The 4,348-nt window shown below is 74.8% G+C and carries 4 protein-coding genes; 3 read left to right on the top strand and 1 reads right to left on the bottom strand.

Going from position 1 to position 4,348, the window contains the following annotated elements; genetic code table 11:
* Positions 1-753: 753 nt before the first annotated feature.
* The 3 genes from JHN45_RS51115 to JHN45_RS51105 all read left to right on the top strand — a co-directional run bounded on the left by JHN45_RS51115 (position 754) and on the right by JHN45_RS51105 (position 2,952).
* The gene (locus JHN45_RS51115; RefSeq protein WP_201056324.1) at positions 754-951 is read left to right on the top strand and encodes a hypothetical protein; all 198 of its coding nucleotides are present in this window, start codon (positions 754-756) and stop codon (positions 949-951) included.
* A gap of 501 nt (positions 952-1,452) precedes the next feature.
* On the top strand, positions 1,453-2,433 hold the full coding sequence (locus tag JHN45_RS51110) for a LuxR family transcriptional regulator (protein ID WP_201056323.1): 981 nt from the start codon (positions 1,453-1,455) through the stop codon (positions 2,431-2,433).
* Between the two features lie 36 nt (positions 2,434-2,469).
* A complete protein-coding gene (locus JHN45_RS51105) occupies positions 2,470-2,952 on the top strand; it encodes a DUF456 domain-containing protein (RefSeq protein WP_200711774.1) in 483 nt (160 codons plus the stop codon).
* A 13-nt stretch (positions 2,953-2,965) separates the two neighbouring features.
* Here JHN45_RS51105 and JHN45_RS51100 read toward each other — a convergent pair whose 3' ends face one another.
* Positions 2,966-4,180, bottom strand: coding sequence for an SGNH/GDSL hydrolase family protein (locus JHN45_RS51100; protein WP_201056322.1), 1,215 nt, complete (start codon positions 4,178-4,180; stop codon positions 2,966-2,968).
* Positions 4,181-4,348 lie beyond the last annotated feature (168 nt).

Here is a 4,348-nt window from a genome sequence, read left to right as displayed (position 1 = left end):
CGGCGCATCGCCCTTCCCGCCGCCACCGCCACCGATCAGCCCCGCGCCGCCCGCACCGTCGGCACCACCCACCCCGCAGCGCCTCCGCGGAGGCGCTGCGGGGTGGGTGGTGCCGACGGTGCGGGCGGCGCGGGGCTGATCGGTGGCGGTGGCGGCGGGAAGGGCGATGCGCCGAGGGGCGGGGCCGTACCGACGCCCCGCCCGGCCGGAGAGGGCGAACTGTCGTCGCCCGCGGCCGCGGGCGTGGTCGGGCGGCGGCCCGACGCGTCGGCGTCTGCCGTACCGCCCGGGAGGGAACCGCCGGCACCGGCACGCGGCGCCGGAACCCCCGAGCCGGCCACCGGACGCGGGCTCTCGCCTACGGGTCCGGGCACTGCCGGGCGCGGGCTCTCGCCCATGGGTCCAGACGCCGCCGGACGCGGAGCGTCGCCCACGGGTCCGGACGCTGCCGGACGCGGGCCCTCGCCTACGGGTCCAGGCGCGGGAATCTCGCCCTCGCCCATGGGTCCAGACACTGCCGAGCGCGAACCCGCGCCCACGGGCCCGGACGCCGCCGGACTCAGATCCTCACCCACGGGTCCAGACACCGCCGGACGCGGACCCTCACCCACAGCTCCAGACGCCGGACGCGGACCCTCGCCCGCGATCCCGGGTACCGGACGCACGCCCTCGCCCGCAGTCCCCGGCGCAGGACGCGCACCCTCCCCCGCAGACCACGGCACCGGACTCACGCCCTCACCCACGATCCCCGGCGTGGGACGCACGCCCTCACCCACGGCACCCGGCGCGGGCCCCGCGCCCTCATCCATACTGCCCGGCACCGCACGTGCGCCCTCGTCCACGGTTCCGGCCGCCGAGGCGAACCGGTCCTCCAGGGAGTCGGCCGCGGCCGTGGGCCCCGTGTCGTCGGTGGAGTCGTCGTACAGCTGGCCCCACCAGTCGTCCTCGTGACCGGGCGGCTTTCCCCCCTGCTGGCTCATGCCCCTAATTGTCCACCGCGCGGGCCGGATGAAAACGGGGCGTCAGGAAAATCCGGTGCGCGCCCCTTCTCGAACGGCGTGTCGGATGACATTCCGAACACCCGTCCGCCACAGGGCTGTTCAGGACAGCACAGAGCCGCCGGGCGGTTCCACCCCCCACGGGAGAACCGCCCGGCGACGACCGAGTGACCGAATCCCGTCGTGGATCCGGCCCGTCCGGCCCCGAGTGTGGCTTGCCTTCCTGAAGGGCCGCTGTGATGCGCGCCCGACTCCCCTATGAGTTTCTCCGGGCGCGAATCCGCAGGCCGAACAAGCCCAATCCAGGCATTGTGGACGGGTGTTGGTGCCTCGGTGGCGCAACCTTGGCAGAGTGGCGGGTGGTACCGCGATGATGTGCGGAGGCGGGTTCGCGCCGTGGCCGGTTTCCGCCACGGCCCGGGCGATCGGGTCTTCGGGGAGGGGCGGAACCTGCATGCTGGGAGCGATAGGCCTGGACGAGGCGCACGAGTCGGCGTACCGGGCTCTGGTGTCCGTCGGCGCCGCGGACGTGCCCGATCTCGCGCGACGGCTGACCATCGGGGAGTACGACACCGAGCGCGCCCTGCGCCGCCTGGAACTGCACGGACTCGCCGCCCAGTCCTCGGCCCGCCCCGGCCGCTGGGTCGCCGCCCCGCCCGGGGTCGCCCTGGGCGCGCTGCTCACCCAGCAGCGCCACGAACTGGAGAAGGCCGAACTGGCCGCCGCGCTGCTCGCCGAGGAGTACCGGGCGGCCGCCGCCGAGACCGCCGTACACGATCTGGTGGAGGTGGTGACCGGGGCCGCGGCCGTCACCCGGCGCTTTCTGCAGCTCCAGCTCGGCGCGAGCGACGAGGTGTGCGCGCTGGTCACCGGGAACCCGGTCGCCGTCACCGGCATGGAGAACGACGCGGAGGAGCAGGCCGCCGGACGCGGGGTCCGCTACCGGGTCGTCCTCGAACGCGCGGTGCTCGACCTGCCGGACGGGCCCACCGAACTGGCCGCCGCGCTCGGCCGCGGCGAGCAGGTGCGGGTGGTGGACAAGGTGCCGACCAAGCTGGTGATCGCCGACCGGACCCTCGCGCTGGTGCCGCTCAGCTCGCCCACCGCCGAACCCGCCGCGCTCGTCGTGCACGCGAGCGGCCTGCTGGAACTGCTCTGCGGGCTCTTCGAGTCGGTCTGGCGGGACGCGCTCCCGCTGCGCCTGGGCGCGTCCGGCGCCGCCGAGCAGGAGCCGGACGGCCCCGACGGCACCGACCTGGAGGTGCTGTCCCTGCTGCTGGCCGGGCTGACCGACGCGAGCGTGGCGAAACAGCTGGACCTGGGTCTGAGGACGGTGCAGCGCCGGGTGAAGCGGCTGATGGAGCTGACCGGGGTGACGACCAGGCTGCAACTGGGCTGGCACGCCTACGAACGGGGCTGGGTGACCCGTTACTGACCTGCGGTTTCCCCCGGGATCCCGCAGGCTGGGCAGATGGGAGTGGCTGAACTCCTGCTGGTCGGCGTCGTCATCCTGCTCGGCCTGTGCGGAGTCCTGGTGCCCGGAGTTCCGGGGTCGTGGCTGGTGTGGGCCGCGGTCCTGTGGTGGGCGCTGAAGGATCCCCAGCCGGTGTCCTGGGGTGTCCTCGTCGGCGCCACGGCCGCCCTGCTCCTCTCCCAGGTGGTGCGCTGGGCGCTGCCGCCCCGCCGGTTGCGCGCGAGCGGGGCGACCCCCCGGATGGGGGTGTACGCGGGGACCGGCGCGTTGCTGGGCTTCCTGCTGCTTCCCGTGGTCGGCGCGATCCCCGGCTTCATGGCCGGGATCTACCTCCACGAACGCCTGCGGCTGGGCCGGCACGCCGAGGCGATGGCCTCCCTGCGTACGGCGATGCGCTCGGGCGGCTCCAGCGTGCTGACCGAACTGTTCACCTGCCTGCTGATCGCGGGGGCGTGGCTGGGCGCCACGATCTGGGGCTGACGCGTCCGCGTGCCTACGTCAGCGTGGTGAGGTCGACGGTGTCGGCGAGGGCGCGCATGCCGGCGTCGTTGAAGTGGAGGTGGTCGCCGGGGTCGTAGGCGGGCCGGATCCGCTGCGGCTGCTCCGGGTCGCGGACGGCCGCGTCGAAGTCGACGACCGCGTCGAAGAGCCCGCCGGCCCCGGCCCGGATGAAGGCGTTGACCGTCTGCCGTACGCCCTCCCGGGCCGCCGTGTACGCGCTGTTGCCGCCGTACGGCGTGAGGGTCGCGCCGACGACGCGGATGCCGTGGGCGTGGGCGCGGGTGACGAGGGTGCGGTAGGCGGTCTCGAAGGCGGCGGGGTCGGTGGCGTTCGGGGTGCCCTTGATGTCGTTGATGCCCTCCATGACGATGAGCACCCGCACCCCCGACCGCGACAGGGCGTCCGCGTCCAGCCGGGCCAGGGCGCTCGGCCCGGTGTCGTCGCGCAGCAGGCGGTTCCCGGAGATCCCGGCGTTGAGGACGCCGAGGCGGCGGTACGGGGGGAGGGTTGTCAGGCGCTCGGCGAGGCGGTCGGGCCAGCGGTGGTTGGCGTCGCGGGTGGAGCCGTTGCCGTCGGTGAGGGAGTCGCCGAACGCGACGACACTGCCGGCCGCCGGGGCGTCGAGGACGTCGACGCCGGTGACGTAGTACCAGGAGGTGGTGGTCGTCGTATACGCGGCGCCGTCGCTGTCGGCGGCCCAATTGCCGCTCGGGGTGCGGTAGTTGGTCTGCCCGGCGGCGCGGTGGTAGGTCGCGGGGCCGGAGTCGTCGGGCGTGTGGACCGTGACGAGCAGGTCCGCCGCGGCGGGTACGGCGAGCGGGACGGCGTCGCTGACCAGGTCCTCGCCCGCCGGGATCGTGACCGCGCCGGCGCCTTTGAAGGTGGCGGTGCGCATCGAACCGGGCACGGCGTCCGGACCGGTCCCGCGCAGGGCGACGGTCACCGTGTCGAGGCGGAGGGGGGCGGTACCGAGCCGGTTGGTGAGCCGGACGCGGACGGCGTCGCCGCCGACGCTGAGGTGGACGACATTGCGGAAGGAGGCGCCGGGATGGCCCGTGGTGGTCCCGGAGGGGGCGGCCTCCCAGCTCCCGGTCCAGGTGTCGAGGGGCTCGCGCGCCGGGGACCCGGCCGCCGCCGTGCCCTGCCCGACCCCCGCCCCCAACACCACTGCCAGTAGTGCCACGCCGATCCGTCCGGCCCCGATCATGAGCGCTCCGCCTCTCCCCACCGACCACGAGGAGGCGACCGTGGCACGCGGAGCGGGGCGGACGGCGGAGCATCACCGGTGGCCGCCGCCGTATCCGCCTGTCCGGAGTAGGGCGGAAGTCCTGGTCCCTGAAGCCGATGCGGTGGGCGGGTCCCCGGCGCGCGAGCC

It is taken from the genome of Streptomyces sp. MBT53 (assembly GCF_016654115.1).
In the GTDB taxonomy this organism is placed as follows: domain Bacteria; phylum Actinomycetota; class Actinomycetes; order Streptomycetales; family Streptomycetaceae; genus Streptomyces.
This window is presented reverse-complemented; position numbering and strand designations above follow the sequence as displayed.

Coding starts and splice junctions, on each gene's coding strand:
- JHN45_RS51110 (WP_201056323.1), top strand. CDS start 1,453: ATGCTGGGAGCGATAGGCCTGGACGAGGCGCACGAGTCGGCGTACCGG.
- JHN45_RS51100 (WP_201056322.1), bottom strand. CDS start 4,180: ATGATCGGGGCCGGACGGATCGGCGTGGCACTACTGGCAGTGGTGTTG.
- JHN45_RS51105 (WP_200711774.1), top strand. CDS start 2,470: ATGGGAGTGGCTGAACTCCTGCTGGTCGGCGTCGTCATCCTGCTCGGC.